Below are 19,285 nucleotides of genomic sequence, written 5' to 3' on the forward strand. Positions count from 1 at the left end.
ACCCCGTAAATGCCTCGGCTACAAGACACCAGCCGAGGTGTTTATGGCTCATTTGCAAGAAGGAGGGTGATCCCCTACCCTGAAGTACAGGCACGGCGCACTTGGGTTAGCTTCTCCACGGCTATTTAGTAATGCGACAGTTGGGCCAGTTAGAGATGCGACAGTCTCGCCTCTCGGCGCACTGGTCAAAGCCAACGTTGGGAGCAAGGATGACGATCTTCAGCCTGGTCGAGACAATGAGCGGTCGGAGTCGTCATGTCCTTTTTGATCATCATGTCGCGGAACGAATTGTATCGCCTCGAACTCATCCAGAAGATCCGTGAGGAACGCCTGAGCGTCGTCCAGGCGGCCGAACGGCTCTCCCTCAGTCGAAGCCAAGTCCATCGGCTGCTGCAGGCCTATGACCGGGATGGCCCGGCCGGGCTCGTTTCGAAGAAGCGATCACGGCCGAGCAATCGGCGCCACAGCGAGGAGTTTCGCAATGCGGCGCTGGATTTGATCCGCGAACGCTATCTGGATTTCGGTCCGACGCTGGCGCGTGAGAAGCTGATCGAGCTGCACCATATCTCTGTCGCCAAGGAGACGCTGCGACAATGGATGACCGAGGCTGGTATCTGGGTCTCACGCAGAGAACGCAAGAAGCGGGTTTTCCAGCCACGCGGCCGGCGTGATTGCTTTGGCGAACTGGTGCAGATCGATGGCTCGCATCACTGGTGGTTCGAGAACCGAGGGCCAAAATGCGCCCTGCTCGTCTATATCGATGACGCCACCGGCAAGCTGCTGCATCTACGGTTTGCCGGCTCGGAGAACACATTCGACTATCTTCACGCGACCAAGGCCTATCTGCAGCAATGGGGCAAACCGCTGGCTTTCTATAGTGACAAGCACGGTGTTTTTCGTTCGACCCATGCGTCGGAGAAGGACCGGACGAGCGGCCTGACGCAATTCGGCCGGGCGCTTTATGAGCTGAACATCGACATCATCTGCGCCAACACCCCGCAGGCCAAAGGCCGAGTGGAACGCGCCAATCAGACATTACAAGATCGGCTAGTGAAGGAGATGCGGCTTCGCGGCATCGACACGATCGAGGCTGCCAATGCTTATGCGCCTGAGTTCATTGCGGATTTCAACGCGCGTTTCGGCAAGCCGCCGCGCAATCCGAAGGACATGCACCGGCCGTTGGCCAACCATGAGAACCTTGATGGCGCCATGTGCCGCAAGGAGGTACGCACGCTGTCGCAATCCCTGACGCTGCGTTACGACAAGGTGCTGTTCATTCTCGATCCGACCGAGATTTCCAGGCCGTTGGCAGGCCGGAAGGTGATTGTCTGCGATTATCCAGACGGACGGCTTGAGATCATGCACGAGAGCTTTGCCCTGCCCTACAAAACCTTTGACACATTGCGCTCGGTGCATCGCGCCGAGGTCGTCGACAACAAGCGTCTGGACGACATGCTGTCTGTTGTCGCGGAGATGCAGGCCGGGCGTGAGCAGCAGCGCAGCAGAAGCGGCCCTCGCCGCACTGGGCAGACGGATCATATGTTCGGCATTCGCGACGGCAGCACGGCGAACGGCTATCAGAAGCGTGGCCGCAAACCGAGGACAGATTACATGAAAGATCCGGCGGTGATTGCGCGGCGCCAGAAAGCACTGGCTCGGATGGAAGCTGCGGAATGAATGGGTGTGGAGATAGTGTCCAAGCTAAAGCCGAACGGGTGCCCCTCACCCGCCCCCGCTCCGCCCTTTCAACCCCGGCCAGCCGGTCGGATCGCGGGCTGATCCGAGCAGCCAGTGTCGCGTTTCTAAATGGCTGACAACGTCGCAGCCCTATTCAGCTTTGACTTTTTGTCGCCGGGTGCATTCTATTTTCAGATGCAACGAAGATAATAAAGTCCATGCTTCCATTTAAAAGACTGCACGCCCTGTTGTTGTCAGCAACTGACCCTCACCGCTTGTGCCGGCGCCCGTAGCAGCCTTTTAGATGTACATGTACAGTCTCGCCTGCATGAGCGTTGAAGGACAACCGCGTGTCGTCATCCATACTTGATTTGTCGAAGCTGAGAGATATCGGCTGGTCGATGTGGGATCCCATCGGGCTCATGCCCGACGGGTGCACATGGCGCGACGATGACGCAGCCGGTTTCGAGGACGAATATGACAGCTACCTTCAGAACGCCGCCGCGCAGCTTCGCCAAGGTGCGCCGGCCGCTGAAGTCGTCAACTACCTGGTGAAGGTCGAAACTGTCTTAATGAGCATCTCTCAAAGACCCGACACAATCCTCAGGGCACGAGCAGTGGTTCAGGCAATTCTCTCAGAGGCTTGAGACGCGTCGTTCGCCCCAGAACGAAATACTATGCACCGCCCTATTCCCGTCGCCGCATAAGTTGACATCGCCGGTGAAGTTTTGCAGTTACATCCGTGCGATCCGGATGTCCGGCGTCGCGTCACATGCAGCCGGAGATGCCAATCATGCCCGCCGAATTTCTCAGTCTGTCGCAGATCCACTACGAGGCCAGCAAGAAGCATATCTTGCGCGGTGTCGATCTGACGCTTGAGGCCGGCCGCGTCTATGGGCTGGTCGGGCCAAACGGGTCGGGCAAGAGCTCGCTCCTGAAGACCATCGCCCGCCAGGTCGATCCGACGTCGGGCGCTGTTGCGCTTCAGGGAAAGCCGGCGGCAAGCTGGGGCGGGCGCGCTTTCGCCCGCGAGATCGCCTATATGCCGCAGTTCACCCCCGCCACCGATGGCATGACGGTGCGCGAGCTGGTCGCTCTCGGCCGTTTCCCCTGGCACGGCACGCTCGGACGCTTCACCCAGGCCGATCGCGATCTGGTCGAGGATGCGATCCGGCGCACCGATCTCGAGCGCTTCGCCGACAGTCTCGTTGCGAACATGTCGGGCGGCGAGCGCCAGCGCGCCTGGATCGCCATGATGCTGGCGCAGAACGCCAGCTGCCTGCTGCTCGATGAACCCACCTCCGCACTCGACCTCGCCCACCAGGCGGGCGTCTTGTCGTTGCTGCGCGAGCTGAGCCACGAGCGCGGCCTGACGATCGTCGTCGTCCTCCACGATATCAACCTCGCCGCGCGCTATTGCGACGAGTTGGTGGCGCTGAACGACGGCAGGATTTCGGCGCGCGGCAAGCCTAGCGAGATCGTTCAGTCGGACGTGCTGAAGTCGGTCTTCGGCGTCGAGATGGGCGTCTTCCCGCACCCTGTCAGCAACGAGCCGGTCAGTTATCTGCTCTAGCGTAAAGACGCGTTCAGTCTGCCGACCGTGTAACAGCATAGGCGGCCAAGCCTCAGATTAAATGAGACAATCAAGATCCTCACCTTAGGTGAGGATTTCAGCGCCAAAACCTACGCAAGCTTCTTCGTATCCGGCGCCCCATCATCGTCGGGGGCGCTCGTCTGCTGCGCCATATGCAGCCGCCGATAGGGGCCTGCGCGCCGGAGCAGGTCACGGTGGCTCCCCTCTTCGACCACCCTACCCTTGTCGATCACGCAGATCCGGTCCGCCTCGGTGATCGTCGCCAGCCGGTGGGCGATGACGAGTGTCGTGCGGCCTTGAGACAGCTCGGCCAACGATTGCTGGATGGCCCGTTCGGTCTCCGTGTCCAGCGCCGACGTCGCCTCGTCGAGAATGAGGATCGGCGGGTTCTTCAGGAAGATGCGGGCAATCGCAAGTCGCTGCTTCTGACCGCCGGAGAGCTTGACGCCGCGCTCGCCGATGATGGTATCCAGTCCAGCCGGCAGACCGGCGATCACCTCGTCGAGACGCGCCCGGCGGGCCGCATCAAGGATATCGGCTTCGGTCGCGCCCAGCCTGCCATAGGCGATGTTTTCGCGCATGGTGCCTGCAAACAGGAACACGTCCTGTTGCACGATCCCTATGCTCGAGCGCAGCGACGCCAGCGTCATCTGTCTAATGTCGACGCCATCGATGGAAATGGCGCCGCTGGTGACGTCATAAAAGCGCGGCAGCAGCGAACAGACGGTCGTCTTGCCGGCGCCTGATGGCCCGACGAAGGCGATCGTCTCGCCCGCCTTGATCGTCAGGTCGAGCCCGTCGAGGATCGGCTTTCCTGTCTGGTAGGCGAAGCGAACGTCGCTGTAGCGAATGTCGCCCGTCAGGCGTGGCATGTTTCGGGCGTCCTTGATATCGGCGATATCGGGATCGGTGTCGAGAAACGCCGTATAGCGCTGGAAGCCGGCGATCCCCTTCGGATAGGTCTCGATGACCGAATTGATCTTGTCGATCGGCCGGAAGAAGACGCCGACGAGAAGCAGGAAGCCGACGAAGCCGCCGGCCGAGAGTTCGCCTCGGGTGACGTACCAGGCGCCGACGAGCATCACGACCACCTGCACGAAGCGCATCGAGAGATAGGAGAGTGACGTCGAGGCTGCCATCGCCCAATAGGCCTGCAGCTTGGTCGAGAGATAGCCGGCATTGTTGACGGCGAAGAGCTTGCGCTCGTGGTCCTCGTTGGCGAAGGCCTGGACGACGCGAATGCCGCCGACCGTCTCCTCGATGCGGGCGTTGAAATCCGCCACGCGGCCGTAGAGCGAATGCCAGGTCTTCGTCATGCGGCGGCCGTAGCGCGTCGTCACAAGGGCCGTCAGCGGCACGATCAGCGCGGTCACGATCGCCAGCGGCGGATGTTCCCACCACATCAGAATAAAGGCGCCGACCAGCGTCATCACGGCGATGAAAATGTCTTCGGGGCCGTGATGCGCGACCTCGCCGATCTCTTCGAGATCCTTGGTCAGCCGCGCCACGAGATGGCCGGTCTTTTGGTTGTCGAAATAGGAGAAGGAGAGCTTCTGCAGATGATCGAACGCCCTCGCCCGCATTTCCGTCTCTATCTTCAGGCCAAGCATGTGGCCCCAATAGGTGACGATCACCTGCAGCCCGGCGTTGACGACATAGATTGCAAGCAGCCCGACCGCGGCCAGTCCGATCAGACCCAACTGGCCTGTCGGCAGCAATCTGTCGATGAACATCGTCACGGCAACGGGAAAGGCAAGCTCAAGCAGCCCTGCCGTCACCGCGCTGCCGAAATCGAGCACGAACAGCCCCCGGTGCGGCTTGTAGTAACCAGCGAACCGTTTCAGCAGCGACGATGTGCTCATCCGCGAGCCTCCCAATTGACATAAAAAGTTTGCGGCGCGCCATCGGGCGCTGAATGCAACTGTGTGGAAGACAGTGCGTCCTGGCAAAGGCCAGCCGCTTCAAGAATTTGCCCGATATCCAAATCCGGCTTCAAAAAGTCAAGTTACTTCTTGGTGAGGCCGCGTCTCGCGGTTGTAGGCAATAGTCGCGACGCGCGGACTTGCAGAATATTTAGGCGCTATCGCGTGCGGCTAAAAATTTGAGCAGCATTGTCTGCTTTTTCGGCATGAAATTTATCGTTCGGTAAAAAATTGACCAAACGATAAATAAAGCATGCTCAGCGATACCGCATCACTCTGATTTTATTGACGTTTATGAATCTGGCACGCCACCTGCATTGAAAATGCCGAACCAAGTCCTTGGCCGCATTGCCTCAAGAGGAGAGCAAATATGGAAATCGGTGTTTTCATTCCGATCGGAAACAATGGTTGGCTGCTGTCGGAAAACGCGCCGCAGTACAAGCCGAGCTTCGAGCTCAACAAGGAGATCACGCTGAAGGCCGAGAAATACGGCTTCGATTTTGCCTTGTCGATGATCAAGCTCCGCGGCTTCGGCGGCAAGACGGAGTTCTGGGACTACAATCTGGAATCCTTTACGCTGATGGCCGGCCTTGCCGCCGTCACGTCGAAGATCAAGCTGTTCGGCACGGCTGCGACGCTGGTCATGCCGCCGGCGATCGTCGCGCGCATGGCGACCACGATCGACAGCATTTCCGGCGGTCGTTTCGGCGTCAATCTCGTCACCGGCTGGCAGCGGCCGGAATACAGCCAGATGGGCCTGTGGCCGGGCGACGACTATTTCGGCGACCGTTATGAATATCTCGGCGAATACACGACCGTCCTCAAGGACCTTCTGACGACGGGCCAGTCCGATCTCAAGGGCAAGTTCTTCCAGATGGACGATTGCCGGATGAAGCCGGTGCCCGAAAGCGTGAAGCTGATCTGCGCCGGCTCGTCCGACAAGGGCATGGCGTTCTCCGCCGCCTATGCCGATTACAGCTTCTGCTTCGGCGTCGGCGTCAACACGCCCACGGCATTCGCCTCCACCAACCAGCGCCTTCTCAACGCAACGGCAAAGACCGGACGCGACGTGCGTTCCTTCGTGCTGACGATGGTGCTTGCCGAGGAAAAGTCGGAAGACGCCTGGGCGAAGTGGGAGCATTACAAGGCAGGCGCCGACGAAGAGGCGATCAAGTGGCTCGGCCTGCAGAGTGCCGCCGATACCAAGTCCGGTTCCGACACCAATGTTCGCCACATGTCGAACCCCGTCTCGGCGGTCAATATCAACATGGGCACGCTGATTGGCTCCTATGAGGAGGTCGCCGCCATGCTCGACGAGATGGCCGGGGTACCCGGCACCGGTGGTGTCATGCTGACCTTCGACGATTTCGTCGAAGGCGTCGAGAAGTTCGGAAAATACGTCCAGCCGCTGATGAAGAGCCGCCGCCACGTGACCGAAATGCTGGAGGCCGCCGAATGAGCGTCGCACCCGTTGGATACGAGGCGCCGCGCGAGCGCACGCAAAGCGTCACCCTCCCCGCCCGCCCCGAGCCGATCACGCTGAAGCCCAGCGAGACAGCCGTCGTCGTCGTCGACATGCAAAACGCCTATTCGACGGAAGGCGGCTATGTCGACCTCGCCGGCTTCGACATCGCCGGCGCCAAGGGCACGATCGCCAACATCAAGAAGACGCTCGACGCCGCGCGTGCCGCGGGCGTCCAGGTCATCTATTTCCAGAACGGCTGGGACAAGGATTATGTCGAGGCCGGCGGTCCGGGCTCGCCCAATTATCACAAGTCGAATGCGCTGAAGACGATGCGTCAGCGGCCGGAACTGCAGGGCCAGCTTCTGGCAAAGGGCACATGGGACTATGCGATCGTCGACGAGTTGCAGCCGCAGCCGGGCGATATTCTGGTACCGAAGACCCGCTACAGCGGCTTCTTCAACACCAACATGGACAGCGTGCTGCGCGCTCGCGGCATCCGCAATCTCGTCTTTGTCGGCATCGCCACCAATGTCGGCGTCGAGAGCTCGCTCCGCGATGCCTTCCACCTCGAATATTTCGGCGTGATGCTCGAAGACGCCACCCATCACCTCGGGCCTGATTTCATCCAGCAGGCGACCGTCTACAACGTCGAGAAATTCTTCGGCTGGGTCGCCACCGTCAACGATTTCTGCGGCGTCATCTCACAAGCAGCGCCCACCGAAGCCTGATTAAGAACAATAGAAGAGGACACATCATGCCAAAATCGATCATCGTCCCAGAGGGAACCCAGAAGCCGATCGCCCCCTATTCGCCGGGCACGCTTGCCGACGGCATCGTCTATGTCTCCGGCACCCTGCCCTTTGACAAGAACAACGATGTCGTCCATGTCGGCGATGCCGGCGCCCAGACCCGCCATGTGCTCGAACTCATCAAGTCGGTGATCGAGACGGCCGGCGGCACGATGGAGGACGTGACCATGAACCACATCTTCGTCACCGACTGGGCCAATTACCAGGCCGTCAACGCCGTCTATGCCGAATATTTCCCCGGCGACAAGCCGGCCCGCTACTGCGTCCAGTGCGGCCTGGTGAAACCAGACGCGCTCGTCGAGATCGCAACCGTCGCCCATATCGGCAAGAAATGACGAGCATGCATTACGACATACATGGCCAGACCCATGCCGGTGCCAGGACCGTCATCCTGTCATCCGGCCTTGGCGGCGCAGCAAGCTACTGGGCACCGCAGATCGAGGCGCTCTCAGGCGATTTCCGCGTCATCACCTATGATCATCGCGGCACCGGCCGCACCGGCGGCGAGGTGCCCGAGGCGGGCGGCATCGCCGCCATGGCTGACGATGTGCTGGAGATCGCGCTGGAACTCGGCATCGAGCGTTTCGATTTCGTGGGCCACGCGCTCGGCGGACTGATCGGGCTCGATATCGCGCTCCGCCGCCCCGACATGATCGGCCAGCTCATCCTCGTCAACGCCTGGAGCAAGGGGGACGCGCATTCCGGCCGCTGCTTCGATGTCAGGATCGAGCTGCTGGAGCGGTCGGGCGTCGAGATGTTCGTCAAGGCGCAACCGCTCTTCCTCTATCCGTCGGTCTGGATGTCCGAGAATGCCGAGCGTCTCGATACAGAGGAGCGCCACGCCATCGCCCATTTCCAGGGCAAGACCAACATCCTGCGTCGTATCGCGGCTCTCCGGGCCTTCGATCTCGACGACAGGCTGTCGGATATCGCTGCCCACACGCTGGTCATGGCCACCCGCGACGACCTTCTCGTCCCCTACACCCGATCGGTGCGCCTCGCCGAGGGACTGCCGCATGCCGAACTGGCTCTGACCGACTTCGGCGCCCACGCCGTCAACGTGACGGAGGCCAAGACGTTCAACGACACCATGCTGCGCTTCCTTCGTGACGCGAGATCCGAAATCCGCTAGGACCCCGATATGCAAGCATCAGCCAAAATGATCCCACAAGCGCCAGCGACAGTCGCGGATGCTGTTCCCGACCAGCGCAAGCAGGATTACCGCAACGCCATGGCCCGCCTCGGCGCTGCCGTCAACGTCGTCACATCGGATGGACCGGCAGGCCTCGCGGGCTTTGCGGCAACCGCCGTCTGCAGCGTCACCGACGATCCGCCCACGCTCCTGGTCTGCATCAATCGCGGCTCCTCCGCCTATCCGGCCGTGAACGCCAACCGCGTGCTCTGCGTCAACACGCTGTCGCACGCCCATGAGGATCTGAGCCGGCGCTTCGGTGGCAAGACCCCGGTGCAGGAACGGTTCGAAGGCGCCAGCTGGTCGGTGCTGGAAACAGGCGCGCCCGCGCTTGACGACGCGCTGATCTCGCTCGACTGCAAGGTGAAGTCGGTCTCCGATGGCGGCACCCACGACATCCTGATCTGCGAGGTGGTGGCGATCAAGGAGAACGAAGGCGGCCAGGCGCTGATCTATTTCGATCGCCGCTACCACACGATCTGATCCCGCTTATGGAACAAGAGCTTAGGTCAACGCGTTCCCTGCCGGAATTCTGGCTCATCCCGTAACGTGACGTCCCGTCGCGCCACGGGGATGACCATCTCGGAGACGCCGATGCCCTGGATCGCCTTTATCGTTCACTTCTTTGCCGCCGCCATCATGACCAACGGCATTCCGCACTTCGTGAACGGCGTCTGTGGCCGGCCGTTCCGCACGCCATTCGTGCGCATGTCAGGCGCCGGCGAAAGTTCGGCGGAGCTGAACGTCGTCTGGGGCTGGGCGAACTTCGTCGTCGCCTTCCTGCTGTTCGCCAATGTCGGGCCGCTCTATATCGGCACCCCGATCGACACGATCTTCATCGCCGCTGGCGTGCTTGTCGCCGGTCTGATCCTGTCGCGAATATTCGCACGCGGCCGGCTCTGATTGCCTCTTTCCTTGCGCGCTGAAAGCCCTACAATTCAAGGGGTGGCGGCTATAGCCACGGGATAGTGAGAGATATGCCGATGCGCGCCTTCTTCGCAGTCCTCATCCTTAGTCTCACCGCGATTTTCACGCTGTCGTCGGCGCGCGCGGAAGACCCGCTGGATACCACGCGGTCGATGATCGAGGCGCAGATCAAGGCCTTCCTGCAGGACGATTCGGAAGCGGCCTATTCCTATGCCGCTCCTGGTATCAAGGCCGTCTATCCCGACAAGAACGTCTTCTTTGCCATGGTCAAGAAGAGCTACGAGCCGGTCTATCACCCAGGAAACTACGCCTTCGGCCGCAGTCGCTCGATCGACAACGGCGCGATGATCTACCACGAGGTGCTGATCTCCGGCCGCGACGGCAAGGACTGGACGGCGATCTACCAGGTCATCCGTCAGCCGGATAGCAGCTATAAGATCGGTGGCGTCCAGATCCTTCCTGATACTGAAAGCAAAGGTATCTGAGCCTCAGACCGGGTCGATATCGCCCTTAGCCCATTCGGCTTCCGTCTCTGCCATGAAGTCGGCGAAGCGACCTTCGGCGATCGCCTTGCGGATGCCCTGCATCAGTTCCTGATAATAGGAGAGATTGTTCCACGAGAGCAGCATGCCGCCCAGCGCCTCGTTGGAGCGCACGAGATGGTGCAGGTAGGCGCGTGAATAGTCGCGCGTCGCCGGGCAGCTCGACTGCTCGTCGAGCGGGCGCATATCCTCGGCATGGCGGGCATTGCGGATATTGACCTTGCCGCGGCGCGTAAAGGCCAGGCCGTGACGGCCGGAACGCGTCGGCATCACGCAATCGAACATGTCGATCCCGCGCGCCACCGAGCGCAGCATGTCCTCGGGCGTGCCGACGCCCATGAGATAGCGCGGCTTTTCAGTCGGCAGGACCGGCAGCGTCTCCTCGAGCATCTTCAACATGACAGCTTGAGGTTCGCCGACTGCGAGACCACCGACCGCGTAGCCCTTGAGGTCGAGATCGGCAAGCGCGGCAGCCGAGCGTACGCGCAGTGCCGGAATATCACCGCCCTGCACGATGCCGAACATTGCCTTGCCCGGCTGGTTGCCGAAAGCGACCTTGCAGCGCTCGGCCCAGCGCAGCGACATCTCCATGGCGCGTTCGATCTCGCGCGGCTCGGCCGGAAGCGCAACGCACTCGTCGAGCTGCATCTGGATATCGCTGTCGAGCAGCCCCTGGATCTCGATCGAGCGCTCCGGCGACATGTGGTGCAGGCTGCCGTCGACATGGCTCTTGAAGGTCACGCCCTGCTCGTCGAGCTTGCGCAGACCCGACAGCGACATGACCTGGAAGCCGCCGCTATCGGTCAGGATCGGCCCATCCCAGCGGATCAGCTTGTGCAGCCCGCCAAGCCGCGCCACGCGCTCTGCCGTCGGCCGCAGCATCAGGTGATAGGTATTGCCGAGAATAATATCGGCGCCGCCCTCGCGCACCTGGTCGAGATACATCGCCTTGACGGTGCCGACGGTGCCCACGGGCATGAAGGCCGGCGTGCGGATCGTGCCGCGCGGCATGGAGACTTCGCCGAGGCGCGCGCCGCCATCGGTCTTCTTGAGGGTGAACTGGAAGTTCTCGGTCATCTAGTCTTTCCGGAAAAGAAGGCTGGAATCGCCATAGGAATAGAAGCGGTAGCCTGTGGAAATGGCATGTTCATAAGCTGCGTGCATGGTCTCCAGGCCGGCAAAGGCCGAGACCAGCATGAACAGCGTCGAGCGTGGCAGGTGGAAGTTGGTCATCAGCACATCGACCGCCTTGAAGCGGTAGCCCGGCGTGATGAAGATGCCGGTGGCGCCCGCCCAGCCCAGGATCTCGCCGCTGTCCTGTGCAGCGCTCTCGATCAGCCGCAGCGAGGTGGTGCCGACGCAGATGATCCGCCCGCCCCTCGCCTTCACGGCATTGAGCTTGGCGGCCGTCTCGCCGCTGACATAGCCGCTCTCGAGATGCATCTTGTGGTCGTCGGTGTCGTCGACCTTCATCGGCAGGAATGTGCCGGCGCCGACATGCAGCGTCACGAAATGCCGCTCGATGCCGGCCTTATCGAGTGCCGCGAAGAGTTCGGGCGTGAAATGCAGCCCGGCGGTGGGCGCTGCGACAGCGCCGTCCTCGCGGGCATAAATCGTCTGATAGTCGGCGCGGTCGCGCTCGTCCTCGGCGCGCTTGGCGGCGATATAGGGTGGCAGCGGAATATGGCCGACGGAATGGATCACTTCGTCGAGCGCAGGACCCGACAGATCGAAGGCCAGCGTCACCTCGCCGCCCTCGCCCTTTTCTTCCACTGTGCAGTCGAGCGAGCCGAGAAGGCAGCTTTCGCCACCGTGGCCGAAGGCGATCCGGTCGCCGACCTTGATGCGCTTGCCGGGCTTGGCAAAGGCCTTCCAGCGATTGGCGCCGACGCGCATGTGCAGCGTCGCCGAAACCTGCTGGCCACCCGCGCCCTCGCGATGCCGGATACCTTCGAGCTGCGCCGGAATGACCTTGGTGTCGTTGAACACAAGCGCATCCCCCGCCTTCAGGAAGGACGGCAGGTCGGACACACGGTGATCGGAGAGCTGCGTTTCGCCATTGGGATCGACGACCAGCAGGCGCGCGCTGTCGCGCGGCTCGGCGGGCCGCAGAGCGATCCGTTCATCGGGAAGCTCGAAGTCGAAAAGGTCTACGCGCATAGGGGCAGTTCCGGGAAGGCTGGTCCAGGCAAAGCGAAACCCGCCCCGCGCTCTCGCGCAAGGGCGGGTTCCAGCAAACATCACAATCAGACGTCGGCGGCAACCCGCATCGAGACGATCGAATCCGGATCGACGACCGGTTCGCCCTTCTTGATCTTGTCGACGTTGTCCATGCCTTCGATGACCTGGCCCCAGACCGAATACTGCTTGTTCAGCCAGGGAGAATCCGTGAAGCAGATGAAGAACTGCGAGTTGGCCGAGTTCGGGTTCTGCGAACGCGCCATCGAGCAGGTGCCGCGAACGTGGCTGATGGCCGAGAATTCAGCCTTCAGGTCCGGCTTCTCGGAGCCGCCCATGCCGGCGCGACCCGGGTTGAAGCTCTCGCCACCCTTCTTGCCGAACTTCACGTCGCCGGTCTGCGCCATGAAGTCGTTGATGACGCGGTGGAACACGACGCCATCATAGGCCTTCTCGCGTGCGAGTTCCTTGATGCGGGCCACGTGCTCGGGCGCCACTTCAGGCAGAAGCTGGATTACGACATTACCCTTGGTGGTTTCCAGGATGATGGTGTTTTCCGGATCCTTGATCTCAGCCATTCTTAATCTCCTACTGGTCTTGAAACTTACTTCTTGGCGATGGTGACCTTGACCATGCGGTCAGGATTGCTGACTTCGCCGTTCTGGCCTTCGCCCTTCTGGATCTTGTCGACGTTCTCCATGCCGGAGATGACCTTACCGACAACCGTGTACTGGCCGTTCAGGAAGGAGCCGTCAGCGAACATGATGAAGAACTGCGAGTTGGCCGAATTCGGATCCTGCGAGCGCGCCATGCCGACCGTGCCGCGCACGAACGGGGTCTTGGAGAACTCGGCCGGAATGTTCGGCATATCCGAACCGCCGGTGCCGACCTGGTTCTTGTCGAAGCCCTTTTCCATGTTGCCGTACTGCACGTCGCCGGTCTGTGCCATGAAGCCGTCGATCACGCGGTGGAAGGCTACGTTGTCGTAGGCGCCCTTCTTGGCCAGCGCCTCGATCTGGGCAACATGCTTCGGCGCGACATCAGGCGCGAGCTCGATCACGACGGGGCCGCTCTTCAGCTGGATCGTCATCGTGTCGGCGGCGAAGACGTCGCCAACGAACGAAGCGAGATAAAGCACGCCGGCAAATGCAATATAGAAAAGTTTCATGTGAGCTCCGTTTCGGCGAATATGCCTAGGATTTGCGCTTGGATTGAAGGGCTTTCAAGACGGCGGCAGGCACGAATGCACTGACATCGCCTCCCATGCCTGCGATTTGACGGACCAATGTGGCGGTTATGGGCCGCGAGGCCGTGCCGGCGGGCAGAAAAACGGTCTGGATATCCGGCGCCATCTGCCGGTTCATGCCCGCCATCTGCATTTCGTAATCGAGATCGGTGCCATCTCTCAAGCCCCGGATCAAAAGCGTCGCGCCATGCGCACGGGCAGCATCGACCACGAGATTGTCGAAGGACACGACCGAAATATCCGACGTCCGCTCCGGCAACACCTCGGCCAGCGACTGGCGGATCAGCTCACCCTTCTCCTCGAACGAGAAAAGCGGCGTCTTGCCCGGATGAATGCCGATCGCGACGATCACTTTCGACGCAACGTTCAGCGCCTGGACGAGCACGTCAACATGTCCGTTCGTGATCGGGTCGAAAGACCCCGGATAGAAAGCTGTCGTCATTGGCCCCGGCCATTTGTTTCGACGCCTTTTGTCACGGATAAAGCCTTGCCGCAAGTCATTTGCCCCAAGCTCCGCCCAGTGCCGATAGGGGCGCGACCGGTGCTCGCCGGGCGACTGAATGCCGGATGAACGGCCCATTCAAGGCCGCTTCAGCCGCGATCTCTATAACAGGATGCATCAACGCCGCCGGTGCCGACAGGGATCGGTTCACTCCTGGAAACCCACGATGCTCATCCTGCTTGTCATCACCTCGGTCGCACTCTCCCTCGCCTTCGAATTTGTCTACGCCTACATCCTGGAAGTGCGTGACGCGGCATGGGTACGCAGCGACGTGAGGGAACATCACGAGATCGTACGCGTTATGGGTCGCGTCTCCTTTAAACCGATTAGAGAAGACGCATAAACCGATTTAGGAAGATGAACGCCAGATGAACGAGGCATTCAAAGAGGCTTCAGATCGGCGTTGGTAAACGACTTGTCAATGTCCTGCGGAACCAATTCCAAACGGACGCGTTCTTTCAATCGAAGCGTTGCGCAAATAGGCGCTACAAGGAAGATGAATATGCCAAACAAGATTACCATGATTAGCGCAGTATGGATGGTAATGATGACGGGTATGCTTGCAGCAACTGTTGCGCTTTATGATCAGAAGGTAGATGCGTCCAAGGTTTACGGCCCTTATGCTTCGGCCCGTGCGGCTGTCGTGAGCCAATACTAACGGACGTGAAAGCAAAATCCTGGAGGATTGCTTATGTTCACGATCTTGACTGTGCTTACCGCCCTAATCAGCATCATGTTTATCGTATCTGTGGCATCGACCGTGACCGCCCTGCGGCGCGAAACCGAAGAAGATAAGAGACTACATGGCAAGCATAGCGTCTTTTGATCGGCTCTGAGCAGCCCGACATCGTCGCGCGATGCGCCATCTTGCCGGCCCGCTGCCGCAGCAGCCCCATGATAGCCACGGGCTCGTTACCGTCGAAAGCAAGAAAGACGGGATCGGCGAGCAGTCGCCGACGCCATTCATCGTCGGGAAGCTTCGCCCATTCGTCGAAGCTGCTGGCAAAGGCGGATGGCTCCAGGCGCAGCGCCTCGAGCCGGATGCGCTTGAACGCTTCCACATCGTCAGCGCCCAAAATCCGGATCATGCCGCTCTCCCAAACAGCGTCCCGATCGATCAGATCGACTTCAGCGTCCAGTCGACGATCTCGCTGGTGACGCCCGCAAATGCGCGGTCAAGCGCCTTGACGAAGGCCTCGTTGGAGCCGCCGCCAGCAGGTACCGTCTGCGAGAACACCTTCTGCGCCCGCACCGATCCGTTTCGATCGTTGAGGATCTTGGCCGAAATCTCGACCACCGCTTGGCTGCCACCACCGGTGCGGATCTCGAAGGCGCGGATATCGGTCACGACCTGATAGTCGATCGCCAGCCCCTGCCCGGGAACGCCGACGCCACCGAGCTTGCCGGAATTCTCATAGGCCTCGACGAGCTTGGCCTGAACCATGCGCGGAAGCTTGTCGCTCCACTGCGCCTTGGCGAGATACTGAATCTCCGAGGACGACACCTTGATGACGATCTGCTCGCTGTTCAGCGCCTGCAAAGCCGTCGGCTGCTGCACCAGAATCTGGCGCCCCTTCGCCGAAGGGCCGCTGCCGCTGACCGGCGCGGAGAGATCATAGGTATCGTTCTTGGCCGCCGTTCCGCATCCCGACAATGCCAGGGCAAGAAGCGGCAGAGCGAGCATGGTCTTCATAAGACGCGAACGACGCATATCCGACACAGCCATATGTTGACTTCCCCTGTTAACGCCTGGTCCGGCCATCATATTGTTTCACTGTGTCCCCGCCGAAGATCAGTCGCTGCGGGTCCTTGTCGAAATTGCTGATCGCATCGTTCAAATTCTGCACCGTCAAACGTGCATCGTTGATCAGCGCCTGAACGTTCTGCAAGCCGCCGCTCGAGAACTTCTGCAGGTTGTCGGCGATCGGTCCGATGCGGCTGTTCAGATTGTCCGCGACCTTCTTGAACGAATCCAGCGTCTCGCGCGCCTGCGTGAACATCGACTGCGTGCTGTCGTCTCCAAGCAGCGTATCGAGTTTCGCCAGGATACCGTCGACGCGGGTCGATGCGGCATTCAGCTTGTTGGCCATCTGCGTGACGTTCTGGATTGTCGAATCGATGTCCTTCTGGTGCGAATTCACCGTGTTGGCGACATCCTTGATCGAGGCGACCGCCGCGCGCGCATCCTTGGTCGTCTGCGCGATGTCGTCGACGGAACCCTTCACCTTGGCCGGGTCGATCTGCGCCACCAGCGTGTCGACCTTGTCGAGCGTCGCCTGCGCCTTCTTGCCGAAGTCGTTATAGGTGGTGGCCGTCTCCTGGAACTTCTGAATGGCGTCCTTCAGGCCGCCCGAGGCGTCGGCGACATTGCGGCTCACGGTTTCGGCGTTGGAGAGGATCGTATCGATCTTCTTGGCATCAACCGTCTTCACCAGCGATTCGATCGCAGCCAGTGTCGAGTCGACGCGGCCGGACACGTTGCGCACGGTATCGGAAAGCTGGCCTACGCTCTGCAGGAAGCTGTCGATGTTGCCGGAATTCTTGGCCAGCGCATCCGAGAAAGTCTCGGCGTTCTGCAGCGTCTTCGTCAGCGGTCCACGGGCATCCTTGACGAAACCCTGAACCTGGCCGACGGCGTCGTTGGCACGGTCGAGGATCTTGTCGGCGGTGGCAAGCAGGTTGGTGACGCTCGACTGGTCAGCGACGATGACCGCACGCTTGCCCGTCTCCGCCGCCGTCTGCAGGATGTTCTTTTCACCAACGCGGCCACCGGAAAGCTCGACATAGGCAGCGCCCGTCAGGCCCTGGATCTCAAGGATCGCCTTGGTCGTCGGATAGATCGGCGCATCGACGCGCACTTCGGTGAACGCCAGCGAGAACTGCGGATCATCGGCGTCGATCGACAGCGATTGCACCGAACCCACCTGAATGCCGTTGAAGCGCACCGGCGAGCCGACGCTCAATCCGTTCGCCGAGCCCGGAATGCGCACGATGAGCTCGGCCATCGGTCCGCCACGGCCATATTCGGCCATCCAGTAAACGAAGCCGAAGGCAGCCGCGATGACCAGAACCGTAAAGAAGCCGACGATTGTGTAGTTCGCTTTGGTTTCCATCTTATCCGCTCACTTCCCGCGGCTATCTTGCGCCAGCCTGATGTCGGCTGAAGCGTGGCCATCCTGCGGCACGATCGAACGCGCGCGCTTGCCCTTGAAATAAGCCTGAACCCAGGGGTCGTCATAGGCCAGCATGTCTTCGATCGTCCCCTCGACCATAACCTTTTTCTTGCCCAGCACCGCGATGCGGTCGCAGACGGAAAACAGGCTGTCGAGGTCGTGGGTCACCATGTAGACGGTGAGACCGAGCGTATCGCGAAGCTTGGCGATCAGCTCGTCGAATTCCGCGGCCCCGATCGGATCGAGGCCCGAGGTCGGCTCGTCGAGAAAAACAAGTTCAGGATCGAGCGCCAGCGCGCGCGCCAGTGCAGCACGCTTGATCATCCCGCCTGAGAGCTCCGAAGGGTATTTGTCCGCCGCATCCGCCGCCAGACCCACCAGCCGGATCTTCAGATGCGCCAGTTCGTCCATCAGCGCAGGCGGCAGGTCTAGATACTCGCGCATCGGAACCTGGATGTTCTCCTTCACCGTGAGCGAGGAGAACAGCGCACCCTGCTGAAAGAGAACGCCGAGACGCATGTCGAGCGCGTTGCGCTGCGGCTCGTTTAGTTCGTCGAAGTCCTGGCCGAGGATCTTGATCTGCCCGGAGCGGCGCGGCAGCAGGCGCAGCACCGTGCGCATCAGCACCGACTTGCCGGTGCCCGACGCACCGACGAAGCCCAGGATCTCGCCCTTGTAGATATTGAGGTTGAGATTATCGAGAACGATCTTCGACCCGAAGCCAACAGTGACGTCGCGCGCTGAAAGCACGATGTCCCGCCCTGCCTCGTCCTTGGTCGTTGTCTGCTGCTCGTCCACGCAAAATCCCTAAAAATTAATAGCTGCATAGAACATGGCGAATAGCCCGTCCATGAGAATGACCACGAAGATCGCCTTCACCACCGCCGAGGTCACGTGCTGGCCGAGCGATTCGGCGCTACCACCTACCTTTAAGCCCTCGACGGCGGCGACGATACCGATAACGAGCGCCATGAACGGCGCTTTGATCATCCCCGACAGCACGGTCGACAGGGTGATCGCCTCATGCAGACGGGCGATGAAGTTGGCAAACGTGATTCCCGAATAGCCCCAGGCAACGACGGCCGCGCCGAACAGCGAGGCGAAGTTGGCAAGCACGGTCAGAAGCGGCAGCGCAACGGTCAGCGCCACCAGGCGCGGGAAGATCAGCACGCCGATCGGGTTGAGGCCCATGACCTTCAGCGCATCGACCTCTTCGCGCATCTTCATCGAGCCGATTTCAGCCGTGATCGCGCTACCCGAACGGCCGGCGATCATGATGGCGGTCAAGAGCACGCCGATTTCGCGCAATTGCAGGATGCCGACGAGGTCGACGACGAACACTTCGGCGCCGAAATAACGCAGCTGGAAGGCGCCCTGCTGCGCGATAATCGCGCCGATCAGGAAGGACATCAGCAGAATAATCGGCGTGGCGCGAACGCCCATATGGTCGATCTGGTTGATGATCGACGCCGGCGAAACGCCGCTGCCGCGTCCGAATTTCATCTGCGCGCCGCGCACCGCCGATCCGAGGATGTACATCGCCGCGGAAAGATTGTTCCACAGATCGTACATCATCCGACCGATGGGCGCGAAAATCCGCTCCTGCAGCGAACGCAGCAGAACCTCTTCGGACTCGGGCTTCGGACGTTCCTCGGAAAACGATTCGAGCAGCTCGTCGATATGCTGGTTGCTGCCCTCGATATGGACAGTGCCGCCGGCATCCTCGACCTGCTTCTTCAGCCGGCAGAGCAGCCAGACGCCGGCCGTGTCGATATCGGTGATCCCGGAGAGATCGAGCGTAAGGTTCCCGCCCTTGTGGGCCGAAAGCTTGTCGAAATCCTTGAGAACGAGATGTATGTTGGCGCTTCGCCAGTTGCCTTCGAGATGCACGAGCGTATCCGAACCATGAGCTTGGTCGTCCACGTGCAGTGAGGCGGCGTTACGGTTCTCGGACTTCAAAATGCTTGTGTCTCTCAAGGCTTACGGCGACATTGCCGACTCGCGAACATAGCGTCGCGGCGTTGAGGCAATATAACGATGCCGCACCAGATTTCCATG

General features: G+C 60.8%; 22 protein-coding genes and 1 pseudogene. 12 read left to right on the plus strand and 11 right to left on the minus strand.

The window, feature by feature from the left end:
* Positions 1–255: 255 nt before the first annotated feature.
* The 3 genes from AC1DOG_RS20310 (at position 256) to AC1DOG_RS20320 (ending at position 3,250) form a co-directional block, all read left to right on the plus strand.
* On the plus strand, positions 256–1,677 hold the full coding sequence (locus AC1DOG_RS20310; RefSeq protein ID WP_477930583.1) for an ISNCY family transposase: 1,422 nt from the start codon (positions 256–258) through the stop codon (positions 1,675–1,677).
* Positions 1,678–2,027: 350 nt separating this feature from the next.
* Positions 2,028–2,324: a hypothetical protein gene (locus tag AC1DOG_RS20315; protein ID WP_477930585.1), complete on the plus strand. Its 297-nt coding sequence runs from the start codon at positions 2,028–2,030 to the stop codon at positions 2,322–2,324.
* A 146-nt stretch (positions 2,325–2,470) separates the two neighbouring features.
* Positions 2,471–3,250, plus strand: a complete 780-nt coding sequence (locus AC1DOG_RS20320) for an ABC transporter ATP-binding protein (RefSeq protein ID WP_477930587.1) — start codon at positions 2,471–2,473, stop codon at positions 3,248–3,250.
* Positions 3,251–3,360: 110 nt separating this feature from the next.
* Here the strand turns inward: AC1DOG_RS20320 and AC1DOG_RS20325 are convergent, their stop codons facing one another.
* Positions 3,361–5,133, minus strand: coding sequence for an ABC transporter ATP-binding protein (locus AC1DOG_RS20325; RefSeq protein ID WP_477930589.1), 1,773 nt, complete (start codon positions 5,131–5,133; stop codon positions 3,361–3,363).
* Positions 5,134–5,563: 430 nt separating this feature from the next.
* On the opposite strand from AC1DOG_RS20325, the gene rutA reads away from it, so the two are divergent.
* The 7 genes from rutA (at position 5,564) to AC1DOG_RS20360 (ending at position 10,071) form a co-directional block, all read left to right on the plus strand.
* Complete coding sequence (rutA, locus tag AC1DOG_RS20330) at positions 5,564–6,652, plus strand: pyrimidine utilization protein A (protein WP_477930591.1); 1,089 nt, start codon at positions 5,564–5,566, stop codon at positions 6,650–6,652.
* Positions 6,649–7,386 carry a pyrimidine utilization protein B gene (gene rutB, locus AC1DOG_RS20335; RefSeq protein WP_477930593.1) on the plus strand — a complete coding sequence of 246 codons (738 nt, stop codon included), beginning with the start codon at positions 6,649–6,651 and terminating at the stop codon, positions 7,384–7,386. Before rutA ends, rutB begins: the two co-directional genes overlap by 4 nt.
* 26 nt (positions 7,387–7,412) lie before the next feature.
* Entirely contained in the window at positions 7,413–7,802 is a 390-nt protein-coding gene (rutC, locus tag AC1DOG_RS20340) for a pyrimidine utilization protein C (RefSeq protein ID WP_112430980.1), read from the plus strand.
* Between the two features lie 5 nt (positions 7,803–7,807).
* Complete coding sequence (gene rutD / locus AC1DOG_RS20345; protein WP_477930595.1) at positions 7,808–8,599, plus strand: pyrimidine utilization protein D; 792 nt, start codon at positions 7,808–7,810, stop codon at positions 8,597–8,599.
* A gap of 27 nt (positions 8,600–8,626) precedes the next feature.
* Complete coding sequence (locus tag AC1DOG_RS20350) at positions 8,627–9,142, plus strand: flavin reductase (protein WP_477930597.1); 516 nt, start codon at positions 8,627–8,629, stop codon at positions 9,140–9,142.
* Positions 9,143–9,253: 111 nt separating this feature from the next.
* A complete protein-coding gene (locus tag AC1DOG_RS20355; RefSeq protein WP_018902382.1) occupies positions 9,254–9,562 on the plus strand; it encodes a hypothetical protein in 309 nt (102 codons plus the stop codon).
* 80 nt (positions 9,563–9,642) lie between these two features.
* Positions 9,643–10,071, plus strand: a complete 429-nt coding sequence (locus tag AC1DOG_RS20360; RefSeq protein WP_477930776.1) for a DUF4864 domain-containing protein — start codon at positions 9,643–9,645, stop codon at positions 10,069–10,071.
* Positions 10,072–10,074: 3 nt separating this feature from the next.
* Here the strand turns inward: AC1DOG_RS20360 and tgt are convergent, their stop codons facing one another.
* From tgt to coaD, 5 genes are all read right to left on the minus strand, one after another.
* Positions 10,075–11,205 (minus strand): tRNA guanosine(34) transglycosylase Tgt, encoded by a 1,131-nt coding sequence (gene tgt / locus AC1DOG_RS20365; RefSeq protein WP_018902380.1) that lies wholly within the window; start codon positions 11,203–11,205, stop codon positions 10,075–10,077.
* Positions 11,206–12,288 carry a tRNA preQ1(34) S-adenosylmethionine ribosyltransferase-isomerase QueA gene (queA, locus tag AC1DOG_RS20370; RefSeq protein WP_477930600.1) on the minus strand — a complete coding sequence of 361 codons (1,083 nt, stop codon included), beginning with the start codon at positions 12,286–12,288 and terminating at the stop codon, positions 11,206–11,208.
* 86 nt (positions 12,289–12,374) lie between these two features.
* Complete coding sequence (locus tag AC1DOG_RS20375; protein WP_113011371.1) at positions 12,375–12,884, minus strand: peptidylprolyl isomerase; 510 nt, start codon at positions 12,882–12,884, stop codon at positions 12,375–12,377.
* Positions 12,885–12,910: 26 nt separating this feature from the next.
* The gene (locus AC1DOG_RS20380) at positions 12,911–13,474 is read right to left on the minus strand and encodes a peptidylprolyl isomerase (RefSeq protein WP_018902377.1); all 564 of its coding nucleotides are present in this window, start codon (positions 13,472–13,474) and stop codon (positions 12,911–12,913) included.
* Between the two features lie 25 nt (positions 13,475–13,499).
* On the minus strand, positions 13,500–13,994 hold the full coding sequence (gene coaD / locus AC1DOG_RS20385; protein WP_112945832.1) for a pantetheine-phosphate adenylyltransferase: 495 nt from the start codon (positions 13,992–13,994) through the stop codon (positions 13,500–13,502).
* A 226-nt stretch (positions 13,995–14,220) separates the two neighbouring features.
* On the opposite strand from coaD, the gene AC1DOG_RS20390 reads away from it, so the two are divergent.
* Both AC1DOG_RS20390 and AC1DOG_RS20395 read left to right on the plus strand, forming a co-directional pair.
* A complete protein-coding gene (locus AC1DOG_RS20390; protein WP_181459357.1) occupies positions 14,221–14,397 on the plus strand; it encodes a hypothetical protein in 177 nt (58 codons plus the stop codon).
* A 159-nt stretch (positions 14,398–14,556) separates the two neighbouring features.
* Complete coding sequence (locus AC1DOG_RS20395; protein WP_477930603.1) at positions 14,557–14,712, plus strand: hypothetical protein; 156 nt, start codon at positions 14,557–14,559, stop codon at positions 14,710–14,712.
* A 187-nt stretch (positions 14,713–14,899) separates the two neighbouring features.
* Here the strand turns inward: AC1DOG_RS20395 and AC1DOG_RS20400 are convergent.
* The 5 genes and pseudogenes from AC1DOG_RS20400 to AC1DOG_RS20420 all read right to left on the minus strand — a co-directional run.
* Positions 14,900–15,142: pseudogene (locus AC1DOG_RS20400) on the minus strand (GNAT family N-acetyltransferase); the annotation flags it as partial.
* Positions 15,143–15,171: 29 nt separating this feature from the next.
* Complete coding sequence (locus AC1DOG_RS20405) at positions 15,172–15,780, minus strand: ABC-type transport auxiliary lipoprotein family protein (RefSeq protein ID WP_018902371.1); 609 nt, start codon at positions 15,778–15,780, stop codon at positions 15,172–15,174.
* Between the two features lie 16 nt (positions 15,781–15,796).
* The gene (locus AC1DOG_RS20410; RefSeq protein ID WP_111565061.1) at positions 15,797–17,167 is read right to left on the minus strand and encodes an MlaD family protein; all 1,371 of its coding nucleotides are present in this window, start codon (positions 17,165–17,167) and stop codon (positions 15,797–15,799) included.
* 9 nt (positions 17,168–17,176) lie between these two features.
* The gene (locus AC1DOG_RS20415) at positions 17,177–18,025 is read right to left on the minus strand and encodes an ABC transporter ATP-binding protein (RefSeq protein WP_018902369.1); all 849 of its coding nucleotides are present in this window, start codon (positions 18,023–18,025) and stop codon (positions 17,177–17,179) included.
* A gap of 9 nt (positions 18,026–18,034) precedes the next feature.
* Positions 18,035–19,204 carry an MlaE family lipid ABC transporter permease subunit gene (locus AC1DOG_RS20420; RefSeq protein WP_477930605.1) on the minus strand — a complete coding sequence of 390 codons (1,170 nt, stop codon included), beginning with the start codon at positions 19,202–19,204 and terminating at the stop codon, positions 18,035–18,037.
* Positions 19,205–19,285: the final 81 nt, after the last annotated feature.

Source organism: Rhizobium sp. 01N48 (assembly GCF_056399145.1).

What these genes read in the sequence shown, in the direction of transcription:
- AC1DOG_RS20310 (WP_477930583.1), top strand. Translation starts at nt 256, where the DNA reads ATGTCCTTTTTGATCATCATGTCGCGGAACGAATTGTATCGCCTCGAA.
- AC1DOG_RS20320 (WP_477930587.1), top strand. Translation starts at nt 2,471, where the DNA reads ATGCCCGCCGAATTTCTCAGTCTGTCGCAGATCCACTACGAGGCCAGC.
- AC1DOG_RS20325 (WP_477930589.1), bottom strand. Translation starts at nt 5,133, where the DNA reads ATGAGCACATCGTCGCTGCTGAAACGGTTCGCTGGTTACTACAAGCCG.
- rutA (WP_477930591.1), top strand. Translation starts at nt 5,564, where the DNA reads ATGGAAATCGGTGTTTTCATTCCGATCGGAAACAATGGTTGGCTGCTG.
- rutB (WP_477930593.1), top strand. Translation starts at nt 6,649, where the DNA reads ATGAGCGTCGCACCCGTTGGATACGAGGCGCCGCGCGAGCGCACGCAA.
- rutC (WP_112430980.1), top strand. Translation starts at nt 7,413, where the DNA reads ATGCCAAAATCGATCATCGTCCCAGAGGGAACCCAGAAGCCGATCGCC.
- rutD (WP_477930595.1), top strand. Translation starts at nt 7,808, where the DNA reads ATGCATTACGACATACATGGCCAGACCCATGCCGGTGCCAGGACCGTC.
- AC1DOG_RS20350 (WP_477930597.1), top strand. Translation starts at nt 8,627, where the DNA reads ATGATCCCACAAGCGCCAGCGACAGTCGCGGATGCTGTTCCCGACCAG.
- AC1DOG_RS20355 (WP_018902382.1), top strand. Translation starts at nt 9,254, where the DNA reads ATGCCCTGGATCGCCTTTATCGTTCACTTCTTTGCCGCCGCCATCATG.
- AC1DOG_RS20360 (WP_477930776.1), top strand. Translation starts at nt 9,643, where the DNA reads ATGCGCGCCTTCTTCGCAGTCCTCATCCTTAGTCTCACCGCGATTTTC.
- tgt (WP_018902380.1), bottom strand. Translation starts at nt 11,205, where the DNA reads ATGACCGAGAACTTCCAGTTCACCCTCAAGAAGACCGATGGCGGCGCG.
- queA (WP_477930600.1), bottom strand. Translation starts at nt 12,288, where the DNA reads ATGCGCGTAGACCTTTTCGACTTCGAGCTTCCCGATGAACGGATCGCT.
- AC1DOG_RS20375 (WP_113011371.1), bottom strand. Translation starts at nt 12,884, where the DNA reads ATGGCTGAGATCAAGGATCCGGAAAACACCATCATCCTGGAAACCACC.
- AC1DOG_RS20380 (WP_018902377.1), bottom strand. Translation starts at nt 13,474, where the DNA reads ATGAAACTTTTCTATATTGCATTTGCCGGCGTGCTTTATCTCGCTTCG.
- coaD (WP_112945832.1), bottom strand. Translation starts at nt 13,994, where the DNA reads ATGACGACAGCTTTCTATCCGGGGTCTTTCGACCCGATCACGAACGGA.
- AC1DOG_RS20390 (WP_181459357.1), top strand. Translation starts at nt 14,221, where the DNA reads ATGCTCATCCTGCTTGTCATCACCTCGGTCGCACTCTCCCTCGCCTTC.
- AC1DOG_RS20395 (WP_477930603.1), top strand. Translation starts at nt 14,557, where the DNA reads ATGCCAAACAAGATTACCATGATTAGCGCAGTATGGATGGTAATGATG.
- AC1DOG_RS20405 (WP_018902371.1), bottom strand. Translation starts at nt 15,780, where the DNA reads ATGGCTGTGTCGGATATGCGTCGTTCGCGTCTTATGAAGACCATGCTC.
- AC1DOG_RS20410 (WP_111565061.1), bottom strand. Translation starts at nt 17,167, where the DNA reads ATGGAAACCAAAGCGAACTACACAATCGTCGGCTTCTTTACGGTTCTG.